Origin of the sequence: Streptomyces sp. NBC_01320 (assembly GCF_035974375.1) — a bacterium.
GTDB lineage: Bacteria > Actinomycetota > Actinomycetes > Streptomycetales > Streptomycetaceae > Streptomyces > Streptomyces yanii.
The window spans coordinates 8,927,787-8,952,878 of the sequence record NZ_CP108390.1; the positions used below are offsets into that span (position 1 = coordinate 8,927,787).

At 70.8% G+C, this 25,092-nt stretch carries 24 protein-coding genes, 6 tRNA genes and 1 pseudogene; 22 read left to right on the top strand and 9 right to left on the bottom strand.

Annotated features, from left to right (window positions below; all coding sequences use genetic code 11):
• The first annotated feature begins 423 nt into the window (after positions 1-423).
• The 8 genes from OG395_RS40590 to OG395_RS40625 all read left to right on the top strand — a co-directional run bounded on the left by OG395_RS40590 (position 424) and on the right by OG395_RS40625 (position 11,161).
• The gene (locus OG395_RS40590; RefSeq protein WP_327247381.1) at positions 424-1,500 is read left to right on the top strand and encodes a methionine ABC transporter ATP-binding protein; all 1,077 of its coding nucleotides are present in this window, start codon (positions 424-426) and stop codon (positions 1,498-1,500) included.
• Entirely contained in the window at positions 1,497-2,168 is a 672-nt protein-coding gene (locus OG395_RS40595; protein WP_327247382.1) for a methionine ABC transporter permease, read from the top strand. The genes OG395_RS40590 and OG395_RS40595 overlap by 4 nt, the downstream gene beginning before the upstream one ends.
• A gap of 75 nt (positions 2,169-2,243) precedes the next feature.
• On the top strand, positions 2,244-3,110 hold the full coding sequence (locus tag OG395_RS40600; protein ID WP_266987832.1) for a MetQ/NlpA family ABC transporter substrate-binding protein: 867 nt from the start codon (positions 2,244-2,246) through the stop codon (positions 3,108-3,110).
• A 102-nt stretch (positions 3,111-3,212) separates the two neighbouring features.
• Positions 3,213-3,890, top strand: coding sequence for a GNAT family N-acetyltransferase (locus OG395_RS40605; protein WP_327247383.1), 678 nt, complete (start codon positions 3,213-3,215; stop codon positions 3,888-3,890).
• A 106-nt stretch (positions 3,891-3,996) separates the two neighbouring features.
• Entirely contained in the window at positions 3,997-5,211 is a 1,215-nt protein-coding gene (gene cbiE / locus OG395_RS40610; RefSeq protein ID WP_327247384.1) for a precorrin-6y C5,15-methyltransferase (decarboxylating) subunit CbiE, read from the top strand.
• Positions 5,212-5,545: 334 nt separating this feature from the next.
• Positions 5,546-8,788 carry a nicotinate-nucleotide--dimethylbenzimidazole phosphoribosyltransferase gene (gene cobT / locus OG395_RS40615; protein ID WP_327247385.1) on the top strand — a complete coding sequence of 1,081 codons (3,243 nt, stop codon included), beginning with the start codon at positions 5,546-5,548 and terminating at the stop codon, positions 8,786-8,788.
• A gap of 233 nt (positions 8,789-9,021) precedes the next feature.
• Complete coding sequence (cobA, locus tag OG395_RS40620) at positions 9,022-10,278, top strand: uroporphyrinogen-III C-methyltransferase (protein WP_327247386.1); 1,257 nt, start codon at positions 9,022-9,024, stop codon at positions 10,276-10,278.
• 64 nt (positions 10,279-10,342) lie between these two features.
• Positions 10,343-11,161, top strand: coding sequence for a TrmH family RNA methyltransferase (locus OG395_RS40625; protein WP_327247387.1), 819 nt, complete (start codon positions 10,343-10,345; stop codon positions 11,159-11,161).
• Here OG395_RS40625 and OG395_RS40630 read toward each other — a convergent pair.
• Positions 11,128-12,486: a serine/threonine-protein kinase gene (locus OG395_RS40630; protein WP_327247388.1), complete on the bottom strand. Its 1,359-nt coding sequence runs from the start codon at positions 12,484-12,486 to the stop codon at positions 11,128-11,130. The two genes, OG395_RS40625 and OG395_RS40630, sit on opposite strands and share 34 nt — an antisense overlap.
• 206 nt (positions 12,487-12,692) lie before the next feature.
• Between OG395_RS40630 and OG395_RS40635 the strand changes: the two genes are divergently transcribed.
• From OG395_RS40635 to OG395_RS40650, 4 genes are all read left to right on the top strand, one after another.
• Positions 12,693-12,950 carry a hypothetical protein gene (locus OG395_RS40635; RefSeq protein WP_327247389.1) on the top strand — a complete coding sequence of 86 codons (258 nt, stop codon included), beginning with the start codon at positions 12,693-12,695 and terminating at the stop codon, positions 12,948-12,950.
• Between the two features lie 190 nt (positions 12,951-13,140).
• Complete coding sequence (locus tag OG395_RS40640; protein WP_266987848.1) at positions 13,141-13,350, top strand: hypothetical protein; 210 nt, start codon at positions 13,141-13,143, stop codon at positions 13,348-13,350.
• Positions 13,351-13,601: 251 nt separating this feature from the next.
• Positions 13,602-14,567: a phosphotransferase family protein gene (locus OG395_RS40645; protein ID WP_327247390.1), complete on the top strand. Its 966-nt coding sequence runs from the start codon at positions 13,602-13,604 to the stop codon at positions 14,565-14,567.
• A gap of 68 nt (positions 14,568-14,635) precedes the next feature.
• Positions 14,636-14,908 (top strand): TFIIB-type zinc ribbon-containing protein, encoded by a 273-nt coding sequence (locus tag OG395_RS40650; protein WP_327247391.1) that lies wholly within the window; start codon positions 14,636-14,638, stop codon positions 14,906-14,908.
• A 113-nt stretch (positions 14,909-15,021) separates the two neighbouring features.
• Here the strand turns inward: OG395_RS40650 and OG395_RS40655 are convergent.
• The 5 genes from OG395_RS40655 to OG395_RS40675 form a co-directional block, all read right to left on the bottom strand.
• Positions 15,022-15,096: transfer RNA gene (locus tag OG395_RS40655), tRNA-Val, on the bottom strand.
• Positions 15,097-15,119: 23 nt separating this feature from the next.
• Positions 15,120-15,191, bottom strand: a tRNA-Val gene (locus tag OG395_RS40660).
• Positions 15,192-15,211: 20 nt separating this feature from the next.
• A tRNA-Val gene (locus tag OG395_RS40665) sits at positions 15,212-15,283 on the bottom strand.
• A gap of 1 nt (position 15,284) precedes the next feature.
• Positions 15,285-15,358 (bottom strand) — tRNA-Cys (locus tag OG395_RS40670).
• 37 nt (positions 15,359-15,395) lie between these two features.
• Positions 15,396-15,468: transfer RNA gene (locus tag OG395_RS40675), tRNA-Gly, on the bottom strand.
• 163 nt (positions 15,469-15,631) lie between these two features.
• On the opposite strand from OG395_RS40675, the gene OG395_RS40680 reads away from it, so the two are divergent.
• From OG395_RS40680 to OG395_RS40690, 3 genes are all read left to right on the top strand, one after another.
• On the top strand, positions 15,632-16,666 hold the full coding sequence (locus tag OG395_RS40680) for a chorismate-binding protein (protein ID WP_327249617.1): 1,035 nt from the start codon (positions 15,632-15,634) through the stop codon (positions 16,664-16,666).
• The gene (locus tag OG395_RS40685; protein WP_327249618.1) at positions 16,666-17,487 is read left to right on the top strand and encodes an aminotransferase class IV; all 822 of its coding nucleotides are present in this window, start codon (positions 16,666-16,668) and stop codon (positions 17,485-17,487) included. Before OG395_RS40680 ends, OG395_RS40685 begins: the two co-directional genes overlap by 1 nt.
• 127 nt (positions 17,488-17,614) lie before the next feature.
• On the top strand, positions 17,615-18,454 hold the full coding sequence (locus tag OG395_RS40690) for a GNAT family N-acetyltransferase (protein ID WP_327247392.1): 840 nt from the start codon (positions 17,615-17,617) through the stop codon (positions 18,452-18,454).
• Between the two features lie 31 nt (positions 18,455-18,485).
• Here OG395_RS40690 and OG395_RS40695 read toward each other — a convergent pair whose 3' ends face one another.
• A complete protein-coding gene (locus OG395_RS40695) occupies positions 18,486-19,001 on the bottom strand; it encodes a DsbA family protein (protein ID WP_327247393.1) in 516 nt (171 codons plus the stop codon).
• A 215-nt stretch (positions 19,002-19,216) separates the two neighbouring features.
• Here OG395_RS40695 and OG395_RS40700 point away from each other — a divergent pair, with 215 nt between their 5' ends.
• The 4 genes from OG395_RS40700 (at position 19,217) to OG395_RS40715 (ending at position 22,314) form a co-directional block, all read left to right on the top strand.
• Positions 19,217-19,672: a hypothetical protein gene (locus tag OG395_RS40700; protein WP_327249619.1), complete on the top strand. Its 456-nt coding sequence runs from the start codon at positions 19,217-19,219 to the stop codon at positions 19,670-19,672.
• A gap of 256 nt (positions 19,673-19,928) precedes the next feature.
• On the top strand, positions 19,929-20,948 hold the full coding sequence (locus tag OG395_RS40705; RefSeq protein ID WP_327247394.1) for a LacI family DNA-binding transcriptional regulator: 1,020 nt from the start codon (positions 19,929-19,931) through the stop codon (positions 20,946-20,948).
• Between the two features lie 71 nt (positions 20,949-21,019).
• Entirely contained in the window at positions 21,020-21,991 is a 972-nt protein-coding gene (locus OG395_RS40710) for an acetylxylan esterase (protein ID WP_327247395.1), read from the top strand.
• Positions 21,992-22,158: 167 nt separating this feature from the next.
• Positions 22,159-22,314 (top strand): hypothetical protein, encoded by a 156-nt coding sequence (locus OG395_RS40715; RefSeq protein WP_266987865.1) that lies wholly within the window; start codon positions 22,159-22,161, stop codon positions 22,312-22,314.
• A 27-nt stretch (positions 22,315-22,341) separates the two neighbouring features.
• Here the strand turns inward: OG395_RS40715 and OG395_RS40720 are convergent, their stop codons facing one another.
• Positions 22,342-22,914, bottom strand: a complete 573-nt coding sequence (locus OG395_RS40720) for a CGNR zinc finger domain-containing protein (protein ID WP_327247396.1) — start codon at positions 22,912-22,914, stop codon at positions 22,342-22,344.
• A 347-nt stretch (positions 22,915-23,261) separates the two neighbouring features.
• The gene (locus tag OG395_RS40725) at positions 23,262-23,675 is read right to left on the bottom strand and encodes an SsgA family sporulation/cell division regulator (protein ID WP_003959770.1); all 414 of its coding nucleotides are present in this window, start codon (positions 23,673-23,675) and stop codon (positions 23,262-23,264) included.
• Between the two features lie 189 nt (positions 23,676-23,864).
• On the opposite strand from OG395_RS40725, the gene OG395_RS40730 reads away from it, so the two are divergent.
• The 3 genes and pseudogenes from OG395_RS40730 to OG395_RS40740 all read left to right on the top strand — a co-directional run.
• Positions 23,865-24,356 carry a TIGR02611 family protein gene (locus OG395_RS40730; protein WP_327247397.1) on the top strand — a complete coding sequence of 164 codons (492 nt, stop codon included), beginning with the start codon at positions 23,865-23,867 and terminating at the stop codon, positions 24,354-24,356.
• 54 nt (positions 24,357-24,410) lie between these two features.
• Positions 24,411-24,482: transfer RNA gene (locus OG395_RS40735), tRNA-Val, on the top strand.
• A 294-nt stretch (positions 24,483-24,776) separates the two neighbouring features.
• Positions 24,777-25,082, top strand: a pseudogene (locus tag OG395_RS40740) (sugar ABC transporter substrate-binding protein); the annotation flags it as partial.
• Positions 25,083-25,092: the final 10 nt, after the last annotated feature.

Genomic DNA, 25,092 nt, shown 5'->3' on the forward strand with positions numbered 1-25,092 from the left:
CACGGAGGGTTTCACCGGGATCACGGCTGCCCGGTGCGCCGGTCCATGGACTGACCAGGAGTGTCCGCTATTCGGACAGGCGGGCTCGGTGGAACGGGACGTCTGTTTTACTTGCCCCATGACCACGACGAGCAGCCGCATCCTTGCGACCGAGGCGATCACCACGCCCGGTGCCCGTTGTATGTGTCGAATGCGCGCCTTCTGAGGGCCCCCGCCTGAGCCTCGCGCCCCGAAGCGAGACCGAGCCTGCCGTCCGCACCCAGCGGAGCGAGCCTGCCCCCGCATGCGCTGCCCCCGGTCACCCGCCGCCCGCAGCCTGCCGAGACCCACCGGCCCGAACATCCGAGTCCGGACAGTCTCATCAGACGAACGCCCCGTGCCCGGCGGACACCGCGCCGTGCACTCGACAGTGACGGAAACCCTGTGATCACCACTACGGGCCTCACGAAGGTCTACGAGTCGCGCGGCCGTGAGGTCACCGCCCTGGACGGCGTCGACCTGCACGTCCGCGAGGGCGAGGTGTACGGCGTCATCGGACAGAGCGGCGCCGGCAAATCCTCCCTGATCCGCTGCATCAACCTGCTCGAACGCCCCACCTCCGGCACCGTGACCGTGGGCGGCCAGGACCTTACCGCCCTCGCGGGCCGGGGCCGCCGGGCCGGCAAGGAGCTGCGCCAGGCGCGCAGCCGCATCGGCATGGTCTTCCAGCACTTCAACCTGCTGGCCTCGCGCAATGTCCAGGACAACATCGAGCTGCCGCTCGAGATCCTGGGCGTCCAGGGCCGGGAGCGCACCCGCAAGGCCCTCGAACTCCTCGACCTGGTCGGCCTCGCCGACAAGGCGAAGGCGTACCCCGGCCAGCTCTCCGGCGGTCAGAAGCAGCGCGTCGGCATCGCCCGCGCCCTCGCCGGGGATCCCAAGGTGCTGCTCTCCGACGAGGCGACCTCCGCCCTCGACCCCGAGACCACCCGCTCCATCCTGCAGCTGCTGCGCGACCTCAACCAGCAGCTCGGCCTGACCGTCCTGCTGATCACGCACGAGATGGACGTCGTCAAGACGATCTGCGACTCGGCCGCGCTCATGCAGAAGGGACGCATCGTCGAGTCCGGCACCGTCGGTGAACTGCTCGCCACCCCCGGCTCCGAACTGGCACACGAGCTGTTCCCGGTCGGCGGTACGGCCTCCGGCCCCGACCGCACGGTCGTCGACGTCACCTTCCACGGCGAGGCGGCGTCCCAGCCGGTGATCTCCCAGCTCTCCCGTACGTACAACATCGACATCTCGATCCTGGGCGCCGCGATGGACACCGTCGGCGGCAAGCAGATCGGCCGGATGCGGATCGAGCTGCCCGGCCGCTTCGAGGAGAACGTCGTACCCATCGGCTTCCTGCGCGAGCAGGGCCTGCAGGCCGAGGTCGTGGACACGGCCGCCGCCGGCATCCCCGTACAGACTCCCGCCCCGCTCACCCAGACCCCGCTCGCCAAGGAGGTGGCCAAGTGACCTGGTCCGAAATGCAGCCGCTGCTGTCCCAGGGAACCGTCGACACCCTCTACATGGTGCTGTGGTCCGTGCTCGTCACCGTCCTCGTCGGACTGCCCCTCGGCGTGCTGCTGGTCCTCACCGACAAGGGCGGACTGCTCCGGAACACCGTGGTGAACAAGGTCATCGGCGTGATCGTGAACATCGGCCGCTCGCTGCCGTTCATCATCCTGCTGATCGCCCTGATCCCCTTCACCACCTGGGTCGTCGGCACCTTCATCGGGCCGACCGCGATGATCGTGCCGCTCGCCGTCGGCGCCATCCCGTTCTTCGCCCGGCTCGTCGAGACATCGATCCGCGAGGTCGACCACGGGCTCGTCGAGGCCGTCCAGTCGATGGGCGGATCCATCCCGACGATCGTCCGCAAGGTGCTGCTGCCGCAGGCCCTGCCGTCGCTCGTCTCCGGGATCACCACCACCGTCATCGTGCTCATCGGGTACTCCGCGATGGCCGGCGCGGTCGGTGGCGAAGGACTCGGCTCCAAGGCCGTCACCTACGGATTCCAGCGCTTCGACAACCGGTTCATGCTCATCACCGTCGCGCTGCTCGTCGTCATCGTGACCGCGGTCCAGCTGATCGGCGACATCGCCGTACGCCTGCTGGCCCGGCGTGGCCACACCGCCTCCTGAGACTTTCTCTCCGCTCACAGGCCCGAACTCCTTGTCCGGGCGCACCACCCTCACCACCAGAAAGAGGCACTTTTCGTGCGTAAGAACATCAAGATCACCGCAGCTGCCGCCGCCACCGCCGCCCTCGCCTTCGGCCTCACCGCCTGCGGTACGTCGTCCGACCCGGCCTCCAAGAGTGAGACCGGCGCGAAGGCCGATACCTCCAAGGCGCTCGTCGTCGCGGCGTCCCCGACGCCGCACGCCGACATCCTGAACTTCGTCAAGAAGAACCTGGCGGCCAAGGCGGGCCTCAAGCTCGAGGTCAAGGAGTTCACGGACTACGTCCTGCCGAACACCGCCACCGAGAACGGTCAGGTCGACGCCAACTTCTTCCAGCACCAGCCGTACCTCGACGACTTCAACAAGAAGAACAACACCCACATCGTCGCGGTCGCCAACGTGCACCTGGAGCCGCTCGGCCTCTACTCCAACAAGGTCAAGGACCTGAAGGACATCAAGGCCGGCCAGACCATCGCCGTACCGAACGACACCACCAACGAGGGCCGCGCCCTCCAGCTCCTCGCCGCGAACGGCCTGATCACCGTCAAGGACGGCGTCGGCACCAACGCCAAGATCAGTGACATCACGGACAAGAAGGGCCTGGAGTTCAAGGAGCTGGAGGCCGCAACCGTCCCCCGCGCCCTGAACGATGTCGACGCCGCCGTCATCAACGGCAACTACGCCATCGAGGCCAAGCTCAAGCCCGCCAAGGACGCCCTCGTGCTGGAGAAGGCGGACGGCAACCCGTACGCCAACATCCTCGCCGTGAAGCAGGGCAACGAGAAGGACGCCCGCGTCCAGAAGCTCGTGAAGCTCCTCCACTCCGACGAGGTCAAGAAGTTCATCGAGGACACCTACCAGGGCTCGGTCATCCCCGCCTTCGGTGCCCTCGGCAACTCCTGACGCCCGTACCGCACCTGCGTGGCCGAGCCCCGCGCACCCCACCGGGGTGCGCGGGGCTCCGCCGTGCGGACCCGGCCATGCGCAAGGTCCGTCCCATGCTGCATGCTGTGCCTTTACACGGTCTTCGGCATGGAGCTGCGCATGACTTCCACCTTTCCGTCCATCTCCATCAGCACGGATCGGTTGGTGCTGCGCCCCTTCGACATGGCCGACGTTCCCGCGTACGTCGAGATGATGAACGACGAACTCGTCACCGCCTGGACCGAGGCGCCCCACCCCTACACCCAGGTCGACGCCGAACGCTGGGTCCGCAGGATCGCTCCTGCACAGCGAACGGGCGGCGACGGCATCGTCTTCGCCGTCACCGAATTCCTCACCCAGCGTCTCGTCGGCTCGGTCCGGCTGCGGAACACCGACTGGCGCACCCTCGCCACCGAGGCCGCCTACATCACAGCCCCCTGGGCCCGCGGCGAGGGATACGCCACCGAGTCGGTCCTCGCCGTCGCCCAGTGGCTCTTCCGCGACCAGGGCTTCGAACGCATCGAACTGCGCACCGCCGCCGACAACACCGCATCCCAGCAGGTCGCCCAGAAGCTCGGCTGCATCAGCGAGGGCGTCCTGCGCAACGCCCGGATAGCGCGCACTCAGACCGAGGGCGGCGGCTGGACCGACATCAGGACCGACCTGATCGTCTGGGGCCTGCTTCCCGAGGACCTCGACGGAGTCGCCGAGCAGCTGGCCGACGCCGGCGGCTACGGCACCTACAACGACTGGAACTGACGCAGGGGACCGCACCGGTACGGACCGGTCGGGGACCGGATAGTCTCACCCTGCCCGCCCTCTCGTGGGCAGCCCACCTGCGACAACTCCAGGAGACTGACGACAGATGGCCGACCGGGTCACGGTGATCGGCTGGGACGGCTCGCCATTGACCGCAGTGGCCACGGCCGCGCTCTCGGCCGCCACCCTCGTCGCGGGCGCCGCCCACCACCTCGCTCTCCCCGAAGTTCCGGCAGCAGCCGAACGGATCCGCCTCGGCTCCATCGACCTGGCCGCCCGCAGGATCGCCGGCCACCGCGGTACCGCCGTGGTCCTCGCCGACGGCGACCCGGGCTTCTTCGGGGTCGTACGCAACCTCCGCGCACCCGAACACGGCCTGGAAGTCGAAGTCGTGCCCGCCGTGTCGGCCGTGGCCACCGCGTTCGCCCGCGCCGGGATGCCCTGGGAGGACGCCCAGATCGTCGTCGCCCACCCCCGCACCCTGCGCCGCGCCGTCAACGTCTGCCGCGCCCACCACAAGGTCGCCGTCCTCACCTCGCCCGGCGCGGGACCCGCCGAACTCGCCCTGCTCCTCGACGGCGTCCACCGCACCTTCGTCATCTGCGAGGAACTCGGCACCGCACGCGAACAGGTCACCGTCCTGACTTCCGACAAGGCCGCCGACCACGTCTGGCGCGACCCGAACGTGGTGATCGTCATCGGCGGCGGACCCGAACAGCAGACCACCGGTGCCTGGATCTCGGGCCGCCACCCCCACGGCGTACGGGGCTGGGCACTGCCCTCCGACGCCTACCCGGACAGCGCCACCGACCCCGAGGGCGAAACCCCGGGGCTGCGCGCCGCTCAACTCGCCCGCCTCGGCCCGCGTACCGGCGACCTCGTCTGGGACATCGGCTCCGGCAGTGGCGCCCTCTCCGTGGAGGCGGCGCGGTTCGGCGCGGCGGTCCTTGCGGTCGACAGCGACCCGGACGCCTGCGCCCGAACGGCTGCCGCTGCCCGCGCCTTCGGTGTACAGCTCCAGGTCGTCCAGGGCCGCGCACCCCATGTGCTGGAGCGGCTGCCCGAGCCGGATGTCGTACGGATCGGGGGCGGCGGCGTCCCCGTCGTCACCGCCGTCGCCGACCGTCGGCCCGAACGGATCGTCACCCACGCCTCGACCCGCGACGAGGCGGAAGCGCTCGGCGCCGCACTCAGCGGGAACGGTTACACGGTCGAGTGCGCACTCCTCCAGTCCGTCGAACTCGACACGTCCGCATGGGCGGAGCGCGAACGCTCGGTCGTGTTTCTGCTCTCGGCCGTGCGATCGGACCTCGCCCCGTGACCCGGTCGGCGTACTGCGCGAGGTAGGCTGGCCGATCGTTGCACCGCACCTGGACGTTCGTCGGTTCGTTCGTCAATGTCCGGAAAAGGGGACCGTTTTGGACCTCGTTGTGGTACGGCAAACCCCGGGGGACGCGCAACGTGGCGCAGCCCACAGCGAGCCGTGGCAGAACTACCTGCCGCGGCGGCGAACGGCCGCGAGAATGTTGTACGTCCGCGTCCGATTCGTGCCGCGCGGCGAGCCCGCTCGTTCTTCATGACGAGCACCGGCGTGCCGTGTTCGGGCGTCCCGGGCGAAGGGCCGAAGGAGCACTGACGATGGGCGAGGGGTACGCATGAGTGACACCGGCCAGATCCCGGGCGAGGGACTGCCGGAGAACGCAGGCATGGTGGAGCAACCGGGCATCCCCGCCCCGGGTGCGTACACCTTCCTCGACCCCTCCGAGCATGCGCCCGAGGACGACGACCTTCTGCTGATGCCGAGCACGCAGGGCGCCTGGAGCGACCAGCAGGTTGCCCCGGCCCCCGGTCAGCCGACGGACGGCGGAGCCGTGCAGGCACAGGCGCCCATGGCCGAGCAGGCCGCCTACCAGGCGCAGCCGCAGGGCCGGCCCGCCATGCAGGCCGTGCAGGCCCAGGGACCCGTGCAGGTCCAGGCGCCGGACCCGGCGGTGTACGCCGTGCAGCAGGCGGTGGCCGGAGCGATGACCGAGACCGGGCAGGGCACGCACGAGTCCGGTGGCCGTGACTCGGGTGCCGTCGACCTCAATGGCGTACGTCTGCCGGCCCAGGCCCCCGCTCCCGCACAGGCTGCGGTGGCGCAGGCCGCCGCCCCCGTACGCCGGCCGCTGCACCGCGGCCCGGCCTCGGGTGAGTCGACCCCGTCGTACGGCGGGACGGCGACCGGCGGAGTGGTCCGTTCGCTCGCCGACCGAGGACCCGCGGGCGCGCCGCATACCCCGATGCCCGCACGGCACTCGGGACCGCCCACCACCGGTCCCGAGTACTTCGACCAGCCGGGCGCCGATGCGGCTGTGCTGCCGGGCCCGCAGCTCGGCGAGATCCCGCCGCAGGGCGGGAGCCCGTGGGCGGCCCACGCACCGGAGCAGGTAGCGGCGCCCGTGGCCGCGGAATCCGTCGCAGAAACGGTCGTTCCGGAGTCCGTCGAGCCCGCCCCGGTGGCCGTACCGGCCGCAGAGCCGGTTGCCGTGCCGGTCGCGGCCGAGGTTCCGTTCGAGCCTTCCGCGGAGGCCCCCGCTTTGGTGGAGACGCCGGTGGAAGCAGCGTCCGCAGGCCAGTTCGTGCCCGTGGAGGGGTCGGTGCCGACGACCCCGCATCTGGCCCCGACGCCTGCCGCGGAGCCGGTTGCGCCCGCGCCCGAACCCGAGCGCGTGGCGATCGTCGTCGAGCCCGCACCCGCCCCGGTCATCGAGACCGTCGGGACCGTCCATCCGGTCGAAGCGGTCGAAGTACCGGCCCCCGCGCCGGTCGCCGTCCAGGAGCCGGTCGAGGCCCCCGAGCCGGTCGTCGCCCCCGAGCCGGTCACCGCTCCGGAGGGGCCCGCCCCCGCACCCGTCCTCGTGGCCGAGGCTGCGCCCGAGACGGTGGCGGCCCCCGAACCGGAGCCCGAAACCGGCCCCGAGGTCATCGAGACCCCGGACCTCACGGCCCCCGTGGCCGACGCGCCCGCCGCAGTTGCCGCCGAGCCCGCAGAGGTCTCCGCGCACACGGAACCGGCCGACACGGAGCCCGTTGCGGACCAGCAGCTCATCGAACCGGTCCAGGCCGCCGCCGCGGCAGAGCCCGAGGCCGCGGAGGCCGCCGCCCAGACCCCGGCTCCCGCCTCCGCACCCGCCCCCGGCTACGACGACGCCGAGCGCGAAGCCGTGCTCCGGGTGATGCGCGAACGCCGCGACATCCGCAACGGCTTCCGCAGCGACCCCGTCCCGCACGAGGTCCTGCTCCGCGTCCTCGAAGCCGCGCACACGGCACCCAGCGTCGGCCACTCGCAGCCCTGGGACTTCGTCGTCATCCGCTCGGCGGAGACCCGCCGGTCCATGCACGAACTGGCGCAGCGTCAGCGCGACGCCTACGCCAAGTCGCTGCCCAAGGGCCGGGCCAAGCAGTTCAAGGAACTGAAGATCGAGGCGATCCTCGACACCCCGGTCAACATCGTCGTCACCGCCGACCCCACCCGCGGCGGCCGCCACACGCTCGGCCGGCACACCCAGCCGCAGATGGCCCCGTACTCCTCGGCGCTCGCCGTCGAGAACCTGTGGCTCGCCGCTCGCGCGGAGGGCCTCGGCGTCGGCTGGGTCAGCTTCTTCGACGAGCGTGAGATGGTCCGCGCCCTGGGCCTGCCCGAGCACCTCGAAGTCGTCGCGTACCTCTGTGTCGGTTACGTCGACGAGTTCCCCGAGGAGCCCGAACTGATGCAGGCGGGCTGGTCCAAGCGTCGCCCGCTGTCCTGGGTCGTCCACGAGGAGACGTACGGTCGCCGCGCCCTGCCCGGCGAGGAACCGCACGACCTGCTGCAGGAGACCATCTCCAACATCCGCCCGCTGGATGCCAAGGCACTCGGCGAGGCCTGGGAACGCCAGAAGCGGATGACCAAGCCGGCCGGTGCGCTCGGCATGCTGGAGATCATCTCCGCACAGCTCTCCGGCCTCTCCCGGATGTGCCCGCCGCCCATCCCGGAGCCCGCGGCCGTCGCGATCTTCGCCGGGGACCACGGGGTGCACGCCCAGGGCGTCACCGCGTGGCCGCAGGAGGTCACCGGCCAGATGGTCGCCAACTTCCTCGGGGGCGGCGCGGTCTGCAACGCGTTCGCGTCCCAGGTCGGCGCCGAAGTGTGTGTGGTCGACGTCGGCGTCGCCACGGAACTGCCCGCGACACCCGGCCTGCTGCCCCGCAAGGTGCGCGCCGGCACGGCCGACTTCACCACCGGCCCCGCCCTCACCCGCGAGGAGGTCCTCTCGGCCATCGAGGTCGGCATCGAGACGGCCCGCGACCTGGTCGCGGCGGGCAACAAGGGTCTGCTCACCGGTGAGATGGGCATCGCCAACACCACCGCGTCCGCCGCGCTGATCTGTGTGTACACCGGCATGGACCCGGCCGAGGTGACCGGTCGCGGCACCGGCATCAACGACGAGATGCACGCCCGCAAGGTCGACGTGGTCCGCCGGGCCCTCGAACTGCACCAGCCCGACCCGGCCGACCCGATCGGTGTACTCGCCGCGGTCGGCGGCCTGGAGCACGCCGCGATGGCAGGCTTCCTGCTCGGCGGCGCCTCGCTCCGTACGCCCGTCATCCTGGACGGCGTCAGCGCGGGCGCCGCGGCCCTGGTCGCCCGGGCGATCGCACCCGAGGCCCTTGCCGCATGCATCGCCGGCCACCGCAGCGCCGAGCCCGGCCACGTAGCCGCGCTCAACAAGCTGGGTCTGCGCCCGCTGGTCGACCTCGACCTTCGCCTCGGCGAAGGAACGGGCGCGCTGCTGGCGCTCCCGATCGTGCAGAGCGCGGCGCGGGCGATGCACGAGGTGGCGACGTTCGACTCGGCAGGCGTCACCGAGAAGTAGCGCCTGCCGTGCTCGGCCCGGCCGGTGCCGGAGGCGCGGGTCCGGGGCGGAGCCACAGTTTCGGGCAGGGGCGGGCAGGGGACCCCGCGCAGGGCCCCCACCCGCCCCGCCGTCCCTCCCCGCGCCCCGAAGCACCCCGTATCGTGGACCCACGCCCCACGAAACCGCATGTCACAGCCGCTCCACCGCCGCAGCGGCCCGCACCCCGCATTGCACGAGGAGCCCGCACCGCCATGGCCGAGCACGCCGATCACCCCGCGTACCCCGTCGGACTGCGCCTGAGCGGGCGCCGCGTCGTCGTCGTCGGCGGCGGCCAGGTCGCGCAGCGCCGCCTCCCCGCGCTCATCGCGGCGGGTGCCGACATCACCCTCGTATCGCCGTCCGCGACTCCGTCCGTCGAGGCGATGGCCGACGCCGGTGAGATCCGCTGGGAGCGCCGCCGGTACGAGGACGGGGACCTGACCGACACCTGGTACGCGCTCATCGCCTCCGACGACGCCGCCGCGAACGATGCCGCGTCCGCCGAGGCCGAGCGCACCCGCACCTGGTGCGTGCGCAGCGACAACGCCGACGTGGCCACCGCCTGGACCCCGGCCACCGGTCGCAGCGAGGGCGTCACCGTCGCTGTCCTCTCCACCGACGCCCAGGGCCGCGACCCGCGCCATTCCGCCGCCGTCCGCGACGCCATCGTCGAGGGCCTGCGCGACGGCACGCTCGCCGCCCCGCACCACCGCACCCGCCCCACCCCCGGTGTCTCCCTGGTCGGTGGCGGCCCCGGCGACCCCGACCTGATCACCGTGCGCGGCCGTCGCCTCCTCGCCGAGGCCGATGTCGTCATCGCCGACCGGCTCGGCCCGCGCGACCTGCTCGACGAACTGCCGCCGCACGTCGAGGTGATCGACGCGGCGAAGATCCCGTACGGCCGTTTCATGGCGCAGGAGGCGATCAACCAGGCGCTCATCGAGCACGCCAAGGCGGGCAAGGCCGTCGTCCGGCTCAAGGGCGGCGACCCCTTCGTCTTCGGCCGGGGCATGGAGGAGGCGCAGGCGCTCGCCGCCGAGGGCATCCCGTGCACCGTCGTCCCCGGCATCTCCAGCTCGATCTCCGTGCCCGGCGCAGCCGGAATCCCCGTCACCCACCGCGGGGTCGCCCACGAGTTCACCGTCGTCAGCGGTCATGTCGCCCCCGACGACGAGCGCTCGCTGGTCGACTGGGCGGCGCTCGCGCAGCTGCGCGGAACCCTCGTGCTGCTGATGGCCGTCGACAAGATCGGCGCCATCGCAAAGGCCCTCATCGACCACGGCAAGTCCCCGGACACCCCGGTCGCCCTGGTCCAGGAGGGCACGACGGCATCCCAGCGCCGCGTCGACGCGACCCTCGCGACCGTCGGCGAACGGGCCGTCGCCGAAGAGGTGCGGCCCCCGGCCGTGATCGTCATCGGCGATGTCGTCGCGGTCGGTACGGACACCGTCCCGCACCCCGCCGAGTAACCAGCGGTAACGGATCTTTTTCCAAGCCGTTGGCACCACACACCGGACAAGGCAGTATCAACCTGTGGCAGATCTCATCACCATCGACGACCCCGACGACCCTCGCCTGCGCGACTACACGGGCCTGACCGACGTCGAACTCCGGCGCAGGCGGGAGCCGGCCGAAGGACTCTTCATCGCCGAGGGCGAGAAGGTGATCAGGCGCGCCCGGCACGCCGGGTACGAGATGCGGTCCATGCTGCTCTCGGCGAAGTGGGTCGATGTGATGCGCGACGTCATCGACGAGGTCCCGGCCCCGGTGTACGCGGTCAGCCCGGAGCTCGCCGAACGTGTCACCGGCTACCACGTGCATCGCGGCGCGCTCGCCTCCATGCAGCGCAAGCCGCTGCCGACGGCCGAGGAGCTGCTGGCGACGACCCGCCGCGTCGTCGTCATGGAGGCGGTCAACGACCACACCAACATCGGAGCCATCTTCCGCAGCGCCGCCGCCCTCGGGATGGACGCGGTGCTGCTCTCCCCGGACTGTGCGGACCCGCTGTACCGACGCTCCGTCAAGGTCTCCATGGGCGCCGTGTTCTCCGTTCCGTACGCCCGCCTCGACACCTGGCCCAAGGCCCTGGAGACCGTACGGGAAGCGGGGTTCAAGCTTCTCGCCCTCACCCCCGACGACAAGGCCGGCAGCATCGAGGAGGCGGCGCCGCACCGGATGGACAAGGTGGCGCTGATGCTCGGTGCCGAGGGCGACGGACTGTCCACGCAGGCCCTGGTCGCCGCCGACGAATGGGTACGGATCCCGATGGCGCACGGCGTCGACTCGCTGAACGTGGGCGCGGCCGCCGCGGTCGCGTTCTACGCGGTGGCGACGGGCCGCCCGCAGGACTGACCGCCTGCCGTTTCCTGACACGGATCGTCGGGCCGCGGCGGCTGGTGCTGCCCGTGCCGCCCAGGGGTGTCCATGACGCCCAGGCCGCGGGCCGGCCCCTGACAGCCCTGCGCCGCCGCGATGCCCAGCGCCACGAGCAGCGTCACCACGACGAAGACGACGAGCCGCTGCCGCAGCAGCCGCGGATTGGCCGGACGCCGGCCCGTCGAGGTCGTGCGGGTGCCGGGCCGCGTGCCCGGCCGGCCGTTCGTCCCGTTCGTGCCCTGCGGGCGCTTGCCGGAGCGTGTCGTAGTGCGCGGCAGTTGCTGCTGAGGGCGCGAACCACCGGTGCGGGACGACGCACCACGCGAAGGCGCCGACGCCTGCCGGCTCTGCGGACGGGGCGGCGGCGAGCCCGCCGCGCGCCGGGTCTGCTGTTCGGTGTACGGGCCGTCGAGCCGGCCGGTCGGCCGGTCCAGCTCCCGCGCCGAGCGTTGGGCGGGCGGCCGGCTCTCGTGCAGGCCGTGTGCCTCACGGGCTGCGATCTCCTTGAGGCGCATGGAGAGTTGAAGCGTGCTCGGCCGCTCCTCCGGATCCTTCGCGAGACAGGCGCTCACCAGTGGCGCCAGCGCGTCGTGCACGTCGTACAACTGCGGTTCCTCGTGCACCACGCGGTAGAGCATCACCTCGGAACTGCCTTGCCCGAAAGGCGAGTCGGCCATCGCAGCGTACGCCAGCGTGGCACCGAGCGAGAAGACGTCCGTCGCGGGCGTCACCGCCGCGCCCCGCACCTGCTCGGGCGCGAGGAATCCCGGCGAGCCCACCGCCGTACCGACATGCGTGAGTGTGCTCGCCCCGGTCGCCCAGGCGATCCCGAAGTCGATGATCCGAGGGCCCTTGGGGGAGAGAAGGATGTTCGACGGCTTCAGGTCGCGATGGACGACACCAGCCTCGTGCACCGCCACGAGCCCCTCGGAGAGCGCCGCCCCGATCGACGCCACCTCGGCCGCCGACAGCGGACCTTCCTCGGCCACCTTGTCGTGCAGTGAGGGCCCGGGGACGTACTGTGTCGCGAACCACGGGCGGTCCGCCTCCAGATCGGCGGCCACCAGACGTGCCGTGCAGCCGCCGCGGATCCGCCGTGCCGCCGACACCTCGCGCGCGAAACGCGAACGGAACTCCTGGTCCTCGGCGAGATCCGGGCGGATCACCTTGAGCGCCACCCGCTGGCCGCGCCGGTCCGAACCGAGATAGACGACCCCCATGCCGCCCGCCCCGAGTCGCCGGTGCAGCCTGAACGAGCCGACGACACGCGGGTCCTCGCGCCGGAGCCGCATCATCGCCATCGTCTGCCCATCCCCGCTGCCTGGTCCGCCTGACGTGGCACAGCTTACGTACCCGTGGCCCGGCGCGCTCAGAGGCCGCGCCCTCGCCCGCCGATCGATTGTCAGTGCCGGGTGGGAAACTTGAGGAGTGGTCAGGGGGCCGCGGATCCAAGCTCCCGGGCCCGTGCGAGATCTCAAAGGTCCGTCGCAGAAGGGGGATTGGATCAGTGAAGGGCGATCGTGTGGAGATAGTCGTGGACGCGGGAGACACGACGCGTACGTACGAGGTGGTGGCCACCAGAGCAGGCCGCCGGGTGGAGACAGCTGTCCGCCGAGGGGTGGTCGAAGTGAGTGAAGTCACTCGCAGCGGCACCGTCGTCCGTACCGCCCGTTTCATGGCGACCAGGGTGCTCGCCCTGGTCGAACAACCGGTCCCCAGGCAGGACGCATCCGAGCGTCACCTCCGGGATGACCCCAACGCTTAGCGCAGGATCTCCACCCAGGGGAGTACACCGACCACCCACGGCTCATCCTCCGGGAGGCCCGGCATTCGGTACGCGGGCATGACGACCCTCCCTCTCCGCGTCCCTAATGTTGAACTCAAGCGGCGGGCGTTGCACTCGTCCCCCGAGGTCACACGCCCGCCGCTCCAACAATCAGGTCAGGAGAGGAACCATGGCGGACACGGCGACGCGGACGATGATCCGCACGCAGGGACGCAGGGCACATGCCGCGTTCGGCAGCCGCCGGTCGTCCGGTACGCGCCACCCGCTGGTGGCGACGGCCATGGTTCTTCCTCTGGCGGCCCTGCTCGTAGTCGTCTTCGGCGGCTGGGACGCGGTGGTCACACAGGCGTCGTCCGTGGGCGTGATGCTGGGGCGCTGAGCGGCGCCCCGGGTCCGGAAGAGCGGTCCGGACCGGGACATCCGGCCAACAACCCCGTGGGGACGGGGGTGCGGCGGACGGCAGCGTTTGTCCGGTCAGCTGGGGAGCTGACCGGACATCGCGCTGTCCGGGGGCAATACGCGCCGGACCACACCGTCGTCACGCGGTCGCCACGGCTTGCGCGGCAGCGCGTACGCTCGTCGGCGTGCCCGGGGCGGACCGGGCCGTACCTGTTGCCACCGGGGGAGACCGTGACCACCGCAGTTGTCCGCGCGCTGGGCGCCCTCGCCCATGACGCGGCCCACCCGCACCGGCGCGCCGAGGCTCCCTGTCCTTCCTGCCCGGCACCGGCGGTGCTCGCGGACCGCGCCGACGGTACGGTCGTACGCTCCGGTCCCGTGGTCGCGAAGGCCCACGCCCCGGACACCGACACCGCCGGTCTGGCCGCCCGCACGGCCCTGGCCTCGGCCCCCGCCCTCAGCGGCATCCTCCTGCCACCCGTACCCCAGCCTGCTGTCCCCGTGGTCGACGGCCGTCCGGTGACCCTGTGGCCCCACGGTGAACCGGTCGACCCCGCGGACCCCGACGCCGCGCCCTGGGAAGAGTCCGCCGTCCTCCTGGCCCGGCTCCACCGCACCGCGCCCCCGCCCGCCCTTCCTCCCATGCGCGGACCCGCAAAAGCCGCTCTGGCCGTCGCCCGGATGTGTGGCGCCCGGCCCGGTGACCCGGCCACCGCCCCCGTACGCGAAGCGTGGCGGCGCCTGCCCGCCTGGGCCCGTGACGAGGCCCCCGCACCCCCGCACCGCTCGCACTTCATCTGCCACGGCGATCTCCACCTCGGCCAGCTCGTCCGCCACCCCGCGACGCATGGCCGATGGCTGCTGATCGACGTCGACGACGCGGGGCTCGGTGACCCCGCCTGGGACCTCGCCCGCCCGGCCGCCTGGTACGCGGCAGGACTGCTGCCCGCCGAGGTCTGGCTGCGCTTCCTGGACGCCTACCGGGCAGAGGGCGGGCCCGCCGTGCGGGCCGACGGCGATCCCTGGCCAGAACTTGACGTTCCGGCCCGCGCCCTGACGGTTCAGGCCGCGGCACTGGCCTTGGCCAAGTCCGCGACGGGGGGGCGAAATCCGGATGAGGTGGAACAGACGATGATCGACGCCTGTGCCCGAATTGCGTCCCTCCCGGTCGAGTTGGCGGGCGAACACTCGTCGTAGGGTGAACCGATCGTCTCCGGGCATGCATTCCGGCGACGGCGAACCGACGGCGAGGAGCTGAGCCGACCATGCAGTGTCCCAAGTGCCACGCGCAGATGCAGACCTACAACCGCAATGGCATCCAGATCGAGCAGTGCAGCGGCTGCCGGGGGATATTCCTCGACTACGGCGAGCTGGAGACCCTGACCCGCATTGAGGCGCAGTGGACCCAGCAGGCCCCGCCCGTGCCGCCGGCCCCCCAGGCCTACCCCGCCGCCCCGGCCCCCGCCTGGGGAGCCCCGCAGCACCACGGCGGCCACTACCGGCACAAGAGCTTCGGCCACATGCTCTTCTCGTCCTGACCCGGCGACACCACGCCGCGGGCCCGGACGCACTGCGTGCGGGCCCGCAGTGCGGACTCGACCCGCACCGCAGCCACGACAAAGCCCCGGTCGTCGAGACGACCGGGGCTTGCTGGTGCGCGATACTGGGATTGAACCAGTGACCTCTTCCGTGTCAGGGAAGCGCTCTCCCGCTGAGCTAATCGCGCAGGGTGACCCTGCGTGTACTGCGTGCGCGATACTGGGATTGAACCAGTGACCTCTTCCGTGTCAGGGAAGCGCTCTCCCGCTGAGCTAATCGCGCGGGGGATCCTTGCGGACCAGTGGACGATACTGGGATTGAACCAGTGACCTCTTCCGTGTCAGGGAAGCGCTCTCCCGCTGAGCTAATCGTCCTTGGAGGTGGAGACGGGATTTGAACCCGTGTAGACGGCTTTGCAGGCCGTTGCCTCGCCTCTCGGCCACTCCACCAGGAGTGCAGGGGTTCGGGAAAAGATCCCCCACTTCGAGCGGACGACGAGATTCGAACTCGCGACCCTCACCTTGGCAAGGTGATGCTCTACCAACTGAGCCACGTCCGCTTGTCGTTTCCGTTTCACTTGCGTGTCCCGGCGACGTGTTGAACTCTAGCGGATTCCTGGGCCAGTACAAAAACGCGTTTGTGCAGCGTGCTGAGGTGCACTCGCCCCGGCGCAGGTCACCGTGCGCCGTCCTAGACTCACCCACGTGCACGACCTTGCTCCAATGGCCCGCTTCGGCGGCCTCGTCGCGTCCGAACTGCGAGACGTGACCAGTGATCCCTCAGCCCTCGACTCGTCCGGCTTCTGGGCGGTATGCGCCGATTTCGAGGGCCGCCTCGTCTGCGCCCGCTTCGGGACCGTACGGACCGAACCGGTGCCCGCACCCGTCCCCGGAGCCTGGCGCGGGCCCGCAGCCGGCGACTGGGTCTCGTCCCTGGACCGTGCCGCGTACACCGCGGGCGTACGCCGGATCCGCGAGCACATCGCGGCGGGCGAGGTCTACCAGGCCAACCTCTGCCGGGTGATGACCGCGGAGCTGCCGGACCCGGCCGCCGCCGACGTCGACGCCCTCACCGCGCTGCTCGCGCGCGGCAACCCCGCCCCGTACGCAGGAACGATCCGCCTGCCCGCGCACGGCGTGGAGATCGCCACCGCGTCCCCCGAACTCTTCCTGAGCCGGGACGGGCGTACCGTCGAGTCCGGACCGATCAAGGGCACGGGTCGCACCGAGGCGGATCTGCTGGAGAAGGACCACGCCGAGAACGTGATGATCGTCGACCTGGTCCGCAACGACCTGGGACGGGTCTGCGCCACCGGATCGGTCACCGTCCCCGACCTCTGCGTGGTGGAGAAGCACCCCGGGCTCGTCCACCTCGTCTCCACCGTGCGCGGACGCCTCGCCGACGGCGCCGGCTGGCCCGAGCTGCTCGCCGCCGCCTTCCCGCCCGGCTCCGTCACCGGTGCACCCAAATCCAGCGCGCTCCGCATCATCGAGTCCCTGGAGACCGCACCCCGGGGTCCGTACTGCGGCGGCATCGGCTGGGTCGACGCCGACGGGGCCACCGCCGGTCTCGCCGTCGGCATACGGACCTTCTGGATCGACCGGACCGCAGGGGCCCCGGTCCTCAGGTTCGGCACCGGCGCCGGGATCACCTGGGGCTCCGATCCGGAGCGCGAATGGGACGAGACCGAGCTCAAGGCCGCCCGGCTGCTCGCTGTAGCGTCGGGCGCCCACCAAGAAACAGGAAGGACCGCATGATGTGGATGTGGGTCAACGGCGAACTGCGTGACGCCGCCGACGCCCGGGTGTCCGTGCTCGACCACGGACTGACCGTGGGGGACGGGATCTTCGAGACCGTCAGGACCACCGGGGGCCGCCCCTTCGCCCTCACCCGGCACCTCGACCGGCTGACCCGCTCGGCCCGCGGTCTCGGGTTGCCCGACCCCGACCTCGACGAGGTGCGCCGGGCCTGCGCCGCCGTCATCGAGGCCAACCCGATGGAACTCGGCCGGCTCCGCATCACGTACACCGGCGGCCTCTCCCCGCTCGGCTCCGACCGTGGCAACGACGGACCGAGCCTGGTCGTCGCACTCGGGGAGGCCACGCGCCGCCCCGACACCACCGCCGTGATCACGGTCCCGTGGACCCGCAACGAACGCGGCGCACTGGCCGGGCTCAAGACCACCTCGTACGCGGAGAACGTCGTCGCCCTCGCCCGCGCCCATGCGCAGGGCGCATCCGAGGCGCTCTTCGGCAACACCGTCGGACAGCTCTGCGAAGGCACCGGGTCGAATGTCTTCGTCGTTCTCGACGGACAGCTCCACACCCCGCCGGTCGCCTCCGGCTGCCTCGCCGGGATCACCCGCGCACTGGCCGTCGAATGGTGCGGGGCGCTGGAGACCGAGCTGCACCTGGACGTCCTGGGGCACGCCGAGGAGATCTTCCTGACCTCCACCCTCCGCGACGTCCAGGCCGTCCATCGGGTCGACGGCCGCGAGCTGCCCGGCGGACCCGGGCCGGTGACGGCCAAGGCCATGCGGGTCTTCGAGGAGCGCGCCGGGAACGACCTCGACCCGTGAGCCGGGCCCATGACCCGGCCCGAGCCGCACAATGGTCCCGAGCCGCGGACACCGTTGCGGTCCGTGCAACGGAAACGGTCCGCAAAACAGGGTGACGGGCCGCGGCGCAGCGGATAGAACACCGGTGATGACCACGACCCTCCGGCCGACCGGGCCGATTCAGCAAGGCGCCGACGGCGCGAGGAAGCGCGCGTACGACGTGTGCGACAACGGGCGACCCGTCGGGGCCGTCGAGATCGGCACCGAGCCCGGGTCGGGTGGGACGACAGGGACCATCCGCGGCCTGCGGATCGACGAACCGAACCGCAGGCGCGGCCGCGGCACCATCGCCGGGCTCGCTGTCGAGGAAGTGCTGCGCGGCTGGGGCTGCTCCCGGCTGACCGTGGAGGTCGAGCCGGAGAACACGGCCGGACTGCGGCTGGCTGCTGCGCTCGGCTATACCGAGCGCAGCAGGAACATGGTCAAGGACCTGCCGCGGACCCCGCCCGTTCTGCCGGACGGGGTCACAGGGCGTCCGATGACCGAGGACGAGTTCGCGCAGTGGGAGAGCGCCGCTGTCGCCGGCTACGCGGAAACCTTTGTCGCGCGAGGCGTCCCGGCGGACGAGGCTCTGCGCAGAGCCGAGACCTCCCACCGGACACATCTGCCGCACGGTCTCGCCACGGAGGGTACGTACATTCATGCCCTCGTCGATGACGGCGGCCGGACCGTGGGGCATGTCTGGGTGGCGGGGTTCGAATTGCACCCGGGGATGGTGGTCGGGTACGTCTTCGACGTCGAGGTGCTCGAAGAGTTCCGCGGCCGGGGGTACGGTCGCGCGCTGATGCTGGAGGCCGAACGCATCGCCCTGGCCGCCGGCGACGAACGGATGGGGCTGCACGTCCTCTCGGACAACACCCCGGCGGTCCGGCTGTACGAGTCGCTCGGCTACGAAACGACTCGTCACAACCTCGTCAAGCCGTTGTGACGGGTGGAAGGGCGAGCCGGGTACGTCGCCGTCAGCCCTGCTCGGCGAGGAGCCGGTCGGCAATCTCCTCGATCCGCTCGCGCAGCCCGTCCTGACTGCTGCCGCCGTCCAGCCGCTCGCCGCCGATCACATAGGTGGGGGTGCCGGTCACACCGATGGCCTTCCCCTCCGCCTGGTCGGCGTCGACGATCAGCATGTGCCGGCCGTCGATCAGAGCGGTGTCGAACTCCTCGGCGTCCAGCCCGAGTTCACGCGCCACCTCGATCAGTAGCGGCTCACCGGTACGGCCGAGCTCGGCGGTCCTGGCGAGCACGGCCTCGATGTAAGGCCAGTCCTTGCCCTGCTCCGCAGCCTCCTCGGCGGCCTGGGCCGCGGCGTACGCGTGCTTGTGCTTCTCCAGCGGGAAATGCCGCAGGCGCACGTCGAGCCGGTCGCCGTAACGGGCCCGCAGGGCGTGCACATCGGTGAGGGCCCGGTGGCAGTCGGGGCACTGGAGTTCGCACCAGACGTCGAGGACGACCGGGGCTGCAGGGGTGGATTCGTTCATGGAACCAGTCTCCCAGGGCCCACGCGCGCATCCCAACCGGCACCGGCGCGGGACCCGCTCACCGCAGGCCCGGTTCGGGTCGGCATCTTGCGGATCGGCACCTGGGGAGGATCCCGGCCCTGAAATGTCCCTGATGTGGTCCGGGATCATGGCCGCCGCCCCGGTGGGCGGTGCAGGATGGAAGGGACGTTTCCCCGTTGCGCCTGGAGGCCCTGATGCTTGCCGAGACCATTTGCTCAGCGGTGTCCGCGGCGGGCTTGGGCATTGCCGCCGTGACCGCGTACCGGAAGCGTTTCCTCACTGCGACCCGGATCGCCGCCTACTCGTTGGTCCCCATCGGGCTGGTGCTGACCGGTGTCGTCGAGTGGGTCTCCAATATCGCCTTCAAACCGAGCGTCTGGCTCGGCTTCGGGGTGCTCGGGGTGGCCTGGCTGCTCTTCATGATCACGCGCGCGGTCGAACGCCGTGGCGTCGGCACCCGCAAGGAACGCAGGGCCGCCGCGCGGGCGGCGCAGTCCGATGCCGTCGCGCCGGCGGCGTCGGCGCCCTCTCTGGGAGCCGGCGCACCGGCGGTTCAACCGCGGGCGAAGGCGAAGCCCAAGCAGCAGGCCGCTGCCCCGGGCGAGGACTTCAGTGACATCGAGGCCATTTTGAAGAAGCACGGAATCTGAAACCGGACCGCAGGAAATCATCGGTGGTGAATCGATTCATGACTGATTCTTGACGCTGCGCCGGGATGACGGTTAGCGTCAGATCGGACTGAAACAATTCAGTCCACGGTGGGTGATCCGTGGCGGGCCACCCGCGCCGCGGCCCGGCGCACGAGGCTGCCCGGGTCGGGACCACGGAGCGCCTCGCAACGCCGTCCGTACGATGGGGCGACAGCCGCGGACCAGTGCGGCCAAGGGCGCCAGTGGGGCAGACCAAGTGGCACGTGTGGCAGGGATCAAGGATGTGGCCCGGCAGGCCGGAGTCTCCGTGGGCACCGTGTCCAATGTGATCAACCGGCCCGAAGCGGTGCTGCCGGAGACCCGTGCCCGGGTCCTGGCCGCCATCGCGGAGCTCGGTTACGTACGAAGCGAGTCCGCGCGTCAGCTCAGGGCGGGACGCAGCCGGATCATGGCGCTGCTGGTCCTCGACATGGGCAACCCCTTCTTCGTCGACGTGGCCCGTGGTGCCGAGCGTGCCGCCCGTGAGGCGGGCCTCGGGGTGATGATCTGCAACAGCGGTCAGAGCCCGGCGGAGGAGGCCGAATATCTGGGGCTCTTCGCCGAACAGCGGGTGTGCGGCGTACTGGTCACCCCGGCCGACGCGACCGGCCGCAACCTGGAGGCGTTCAGCCGTCACCACATCCCCTTCGTGCTGGTGGACCGGGTGGCGTCCTCGCCGGGGCACTGCGCGGTCTCCGTCGACGACGTCCGTGGTGGCTCCCTCGCCGTCGGCCACCTCCTGACGGCCGGGCACCGCTCGGTCGCGTACGTCAGCGGCACCGGCGACCTCCACCAGATCAGGGACCGCCGTGAAGGCGCCCTTTCGGCGCTCGACCGGGCAGGACTGGGACCCGAGGCGCTCGTCGAGATCCCTTCCGACCGGCTGGACGTGGCCGCGGGCCGCGACGCCGGGGCCCGGCTGCTCGGACTCGTGCCGCGGCCGACCGCTGTGTTCTGCGCCAATGATCTACTCGCCCTCGGTGTGCTGCAGTCGCTGTACGCGGCGGGAGTCCGGGTGCCGCAGGACATCGCCATCGTCGGTTACGACGACATCGAATTCGCCGCCGCCGCTGCCGTACCGCTCACCTCGGTCCGCCAGCCGGCCGTCGTGATGGGCCGGATGGCCGCGGAACTCCTGCTGCAGGAGGCGGACGACGAGGACGGCACGCACGAGCACCGCAGTGTGGTGCTTCAGCCGGAGCTCGTCGTGCGTGCCTCCAGTACGACGCCGCACTGAGCCACCCGGCGCTGCTCCGTCACTCATTTCCTTCCGTCCCCTCCCTGCCGCATGTCCGAAACGGAGACACTGTGACCCTGTTCGATCTGCCGCTGCACCAACTTCGCGACTACCGCCCGGAGTCCGGTGAACCCGACGACTTCGACGCCTTCTGGAAGCGCACCCTCGACGAGTCGGCCGCATTTCCGCTCGACCCCGAATTCCAGTCGTACGACGCCGCGTTGAGCGCCGTCGAGGTACACGACGTGACCTTCTCCGGCTGGGGCGGACACCGCATACGCGCCTGGCTGAACGTTCCTTCCGGTGCCGAGGGCCCTCTTCCGTGCGTCGTCCATTACCTCGGTTACGGCGGCGGCCGAGGGCTGCCGCACGACCATCTCATCTGGCCCGCGGCCGGCTGGGCCACCCTGCTCGTCGACACCCGCGGCCAGGGCGCCGTCAACAGCCACTCGGCGGGTTCCACCCCCGACCCCCACGGTGGCGCCAACCCGCAGTCGCCCGGCTTCATGACCCGTGGCATCCTCGACCCCGACGAGTACTATTACCGCCGGGTCTTCACCGACGCGGTCCGCGCCGTCGATGTGGCCCGCGCCCACCCGTCCGTCGACCCCGACCGGATCGTCGTGCACGGCGGCAGCCAGGGCGGCGGCATCGCCCAGGCGGTGGCGGGGCTCAGTCCGTATGTGAAGGCGGCGCTGATCGACGTACCGTTCCTGACCCACTTCCGGCGGGCCGTCGAGATCACCGACAAGGACCCCTACCAGGAGATCGTCCGCTTCCTCTCCACCCAACACGGCGTCGCCGACCGGGTGTTCCGCACGCTCTCGTACTTCGACGGGATCAGCTTCGCCGCCCGGGCCACCGTCCCGGCGCTCTACTCGGTGGCGCTGATGGACTTGGTCTGCCCGCCGTCCACGGTCTTCGCCGCGTACAACCACTGGGCGGGACCGAAGGAGATCGAGGTCTACCCCTGGAACGGTCACGAGGGCGGCTCTTCGGTCCACCGGGCCGCCCAGCTGCGGATGTTGCGCGATCTCAGCTGATCCGGCCGGGGTGCGGGAGGCGCGGGAGAGCCGGCCGTGAGCCCGAATATGTGACAGCGGACCGGACGCCGGAGCGAATCCTTCCGGCCCCGACGGGAGTGAACTCCCGTCACAAAGAGGCGTGTTGATCGCCAACGGGGTCCGGTCTGCGTCATGATCGTCCCGAGATGGTGGACACCTCCCCGGGCGATGCCCCCGCACCCCCTGCCGAAGAGCCGCGTGGCTGCCTCTTCGCGCTGTCCCAGCCCCCTTTGATGATCTTCCTCACGGTGGTCGGCGGCCTGCTGCTGATGGCCGCGTTGCACGATCTCTTCCTGCTGTGAGCGGGCGATGAAACGGGCGGCGAGCGGTCAGCCGGCCGCTTCCCTCCGGCGCGCCCGGTACGCGGCGACATGCAGCCGATTACCGCAGGTGCGGCTGGAGCAGTACCTGCGGGAGCGGTTGCGGGACAGGTCCACGAACGCGTCCCGGCAGTCCGGCGCCTCGCAGCGCCGCAGTCGTTCCTGTTCGCCCGCCACCACGATGAAGGCGAGCGCCATGCCGCAGTCGGCCGCGAGGTGATCGGCGATCGATGCGTCCGGCGCGAAGTAGTGCACATGCCACTCGTAGCCGTCGTGGTTGCTCAGCTGCGGCGTGGTGCCCGCTGAGGCCACGAGGTTGTTGACGAGACCGGCGGCGGTCTCGGCGTCCGGCGCCGCGAAGATCTCGGCGAACCGGCTCCGTACGTCGTGTACGGCCCGAAGATCCTTCTCGCCGAGTTCGGCCACGCCGCTGATGCGGTGGCGCCGGGCGAATCGGTAAAGCGCTTCGATGCCGGCGAGACCGTCGCTCGGTCCGCCCTCCGGCTGATCGGTCTCCGGTGCGGTGTTCACCAGCTCGACCACGATGTCGAGCGCGATCCGGGTGTCGTGGGGGATCAGCACGCTTTCGCTCCCTGGCCTCCGGCGGGCGGGCGCCCGCCGATGCCGGCTGACTCTACTGGCTCGGCGAGGACGCGCAGCGGCCCGAGAGGGGCCCTGGGGCCGGCGAGGAGTACTTATCGGCCGGCCAGGGGCCAGTGGGGGCGCTCGGGGGCGCTGAGGGCGCACAGGGCCCGCCCGGCGCGTACGGAAAGGCTGGGGCGTGCACCCGTCATGCCCCCGGTGGAACGCGCGCCGACGCCGTCACCACAGTGGATTCCGTGATGACGGCGCTGGTGTCTGCCCTATGAGGTTGTCCGCGCGGCACCGTCGCCCCGAGTCGGACGGCGCCGTGCAGCTCTCGACCTGGCTCAGCTCTCGGCCAGGATGTGTGAGAGCTCCGTATCGAGGTCGAAGTGACGATGCTCGGTGCCGGGTGGAACCGCGGCGTCGGTCCGCTTCAGGAACGACTCCAGGGCCCTGGCCGGGGCCTCGAGCAGGGCTTCGCCCTCTGGGGAGCTCAGTGCGATGCAGACGACGCCCTGGCCGTGACTACGGGATGGCCAGACGCGAACGTCTCCGGTGCCGGTGGGCCTGTGCAGCCCCTCGGCGAGGAGGTCGCGGGCGAATACCCATTCGACCGTTTCCTCCGCTCCGGTGTGGAAGGTGGCGTGCACGGCATACGGATCGGCCGTGTCATACCGCAGGCCCGCGGGTACAGGCAGTGAGGACTCGCTCGACACAACGAGGCGCAGGTGCAGCTCGCAGCTGACCGTGGTGTTCATAAGCGCCAGGGCCTTTCGCTCAGTGTGCGCTCGGGGATTCGCACGTCGGCGAAATCGACATGCCACCTACGGTGGCGTTGTAAACCCCTCTGACCCTTTTGTGGTTCTTCGGGTCGCTCGTGCGGCGGTGTGTAACTTTGGGTTATGCGGCCATTCCGGTGACAAAGGCCGTTCCGGTAGGTTGGGGCCATGAATGCGGAGAGTGACGCGCGGGACGGGGTCGCCGGATCGGTGACCCCGTCGCCCGCCGCGGGGGAAGTGACGGGGGACGTGGCGCCGGGCGTCACCGAGGGTGTGGTCAAGGAGGAGCGGGCGCTCGGCTCCCGGGCGCCGGGGTTCGTCAAGGCGTCCAGGGCCCTGCATCTGAGCTGGCAGGTCGGCGTCTTCCTGGTCGGCCTCGCCGTGGTCGTGGCGGGCATCATCATGCTGCCGCTGCCCGGGCCCGGCTGGCTGGTGATCTTCGGTGGCATGGCGATCTGGGCGACCGAGTTCGTCTGGGCGCAGCTGGTACTCCGCTGGACGCGCCGAAAGGTCACCGAGGCCGCCCAGAAGGCGCTCGACCCGAAGGTCCGGCGGCGGAACATCATCCTCACCGTGATCGGACTCGTGATCGTCGTCGTGCTCGTCGGGATCTATGTCTGGAAGTTCGGAATCGTCATGCCGTGGAAGATCCACGAGTGACCCGGGGGTGGTCGGAGAGCACCGCTGACATGGGGTAATGTTTGCAGTGCGCCCGGGCGATTAGCTCAGTGGGAGAGCGCTTCGTTCACACCGAAGAGGTCACTGGTTCGAAACCAGTATCGCCCACCCGGACAGAGGGCCCGTGAGACTGCAGAGTCTCACGGGCCCTCTGCGTTTCCCGCGCCGATCGGGGTTTCCCGCGCCGATCGGGCGCCCTCCCGCCTGTTTCCACGGCGGTACGAGCCCCGTCGGAAAGCCCTGCGGGCCCTGCGCCGCGGTGTGAGGTTGAAGCGCTTCGACTGATTCCGTCCCAATCGTTGACGTTGACCTCTTCGATGCGCAGCTTGTCCCGGCAAGCGCTTTCTCAAGCGATTCAATCGACCGTGGCAGCGGGTGCTGTCTGCCCGGGAGGGGTGTGTCATGAGGGTTTGGCGCAGTGACCAGGAGCTGCGTGCGGTCGGCGTCGGTGTGCTGGTTCCGGGGCCGATCGCCTCCGGTTGCGGCGGGGACGGCGGGGGAGCGGGAGCTGACGGAAAGGTCGAGATCCGCTACTCGTGGTGGGGTGGTCAGGAGCGGGCCGCGCTGATCAACAAGACGATCGCGCTGTTTGAGAAGAAGCGTCCGAACATCAAGGTCAAGAGGGACTTTCAGGACTACGAGAATATCTGGAAGAAGTTCAATACCCAGGCCTCCGCGGGCAATGCGCCCGATGACTTCCAGAACTCCGTCGCATTCC

Bases quoted from the DNA above. Each gene is read 5' to 3' on its own strand.
- OG395_RS40605 (WP_327247383.1), top strand. From the start codon at position 3,213: ATGCTGTGCCTTTACACGGTCTTCGGCATGGAGCTGCGCATGACTTCC.
- cbiE (WP_327247384.1), top strand. From the start codon at position 3,997: ATGGCCGACCGGGTCACGGTGATCGGCTGGGACGGCTCGCCATTGACC.
- cobT (WP_327247385.1), top strand. From the start codon at position 5,546: ATGAGTGACACCGGCCAGATCCCGGGCGAGGGACTGCCGGAGAACGCA.
- cobA (WP_327247386.1), top strand. From the start codon at position 9,022: ATGGCCGAGCACGCCGATCACCCCGCGTACCCCGTCGGACTGCGCCTG.
- OG395_RS40630 (WP_327247388.1), bottom strand. From the start codon at position 12,486: ATGGCGATGATGCGGCTCCGGCGCGAGGACCCGCGTGTCGTCGGCTCG.
- OG395_RS40640 (WP_266987848.1), top strand. From the start codon at position 13,141: ATGGCGGACACGGCGACGCGGACGATGATCCGCACGCAGGGACGCAGG.
- OG395_RS40650 (WP_327247391.1), top strand. From the start codon at position 14,636: ATGCAGTGTCCCAAGTGCCACGCGCAGATGCAGACCTACAACCGCAAT.
- OG395_RS40680 (WP_327249617.1), top strand. From the start codon at position 15,632: ATGGCCCGCTTCGGCGGCCTCGTCGCGTCCGAACTGCGAGACGTGACC.
- OG395_RS40685 (WP_327249618.1), top strand. From the start codon at position 16,666: ATGTGGATGTGGGTCAACGGCGAACTGCGTGACGCCGCCGACGCCCGG.
- OG395_RS40690 (WP_327247392.1), top strand. From the start codon at position 17,615: ATGACCACGACCCTCCGGCCGACCGGGCCGATTCAGCAAGGCGCCGAC.
- OG395_RS40695 (WP_327247393.1), bottom strand. From the start codon at position 19,001: ATGAACGAATCCACCCCTGCAGCCCCGGTCGTCCTCGACGTCTGGTGC.
- OG395_RS40700 (WP_327249619.1), top strand. From the start codon at position 19,217: ATGCTTGCCGAGACCATTTGCTCAGCGGTGTCCGCGGCGGGCTTGGGC.
- OG395_RS40715 (WP_266987865.1), top strand. From the start codon at position 22,159: ATGGTGGACACCTCCCCGGGCGATGCCCCCGCACCCCCTGCCGAAGAG.
- OG395_RS40725 (WP_003959770.1), bottom strand. From the start codon at position 23,675: ATGAACACCACGGTCAGCTGCGAGCTGCACCTGCGCCTCGTTGTGTCG.
- OG395_RS40730 (WP_327247397.1), top strand. From the start codon at position 23,865: ATGAATGCGGAGAGTGACGCGCGGGACGGGGTCGCCGGATCGGTGACC.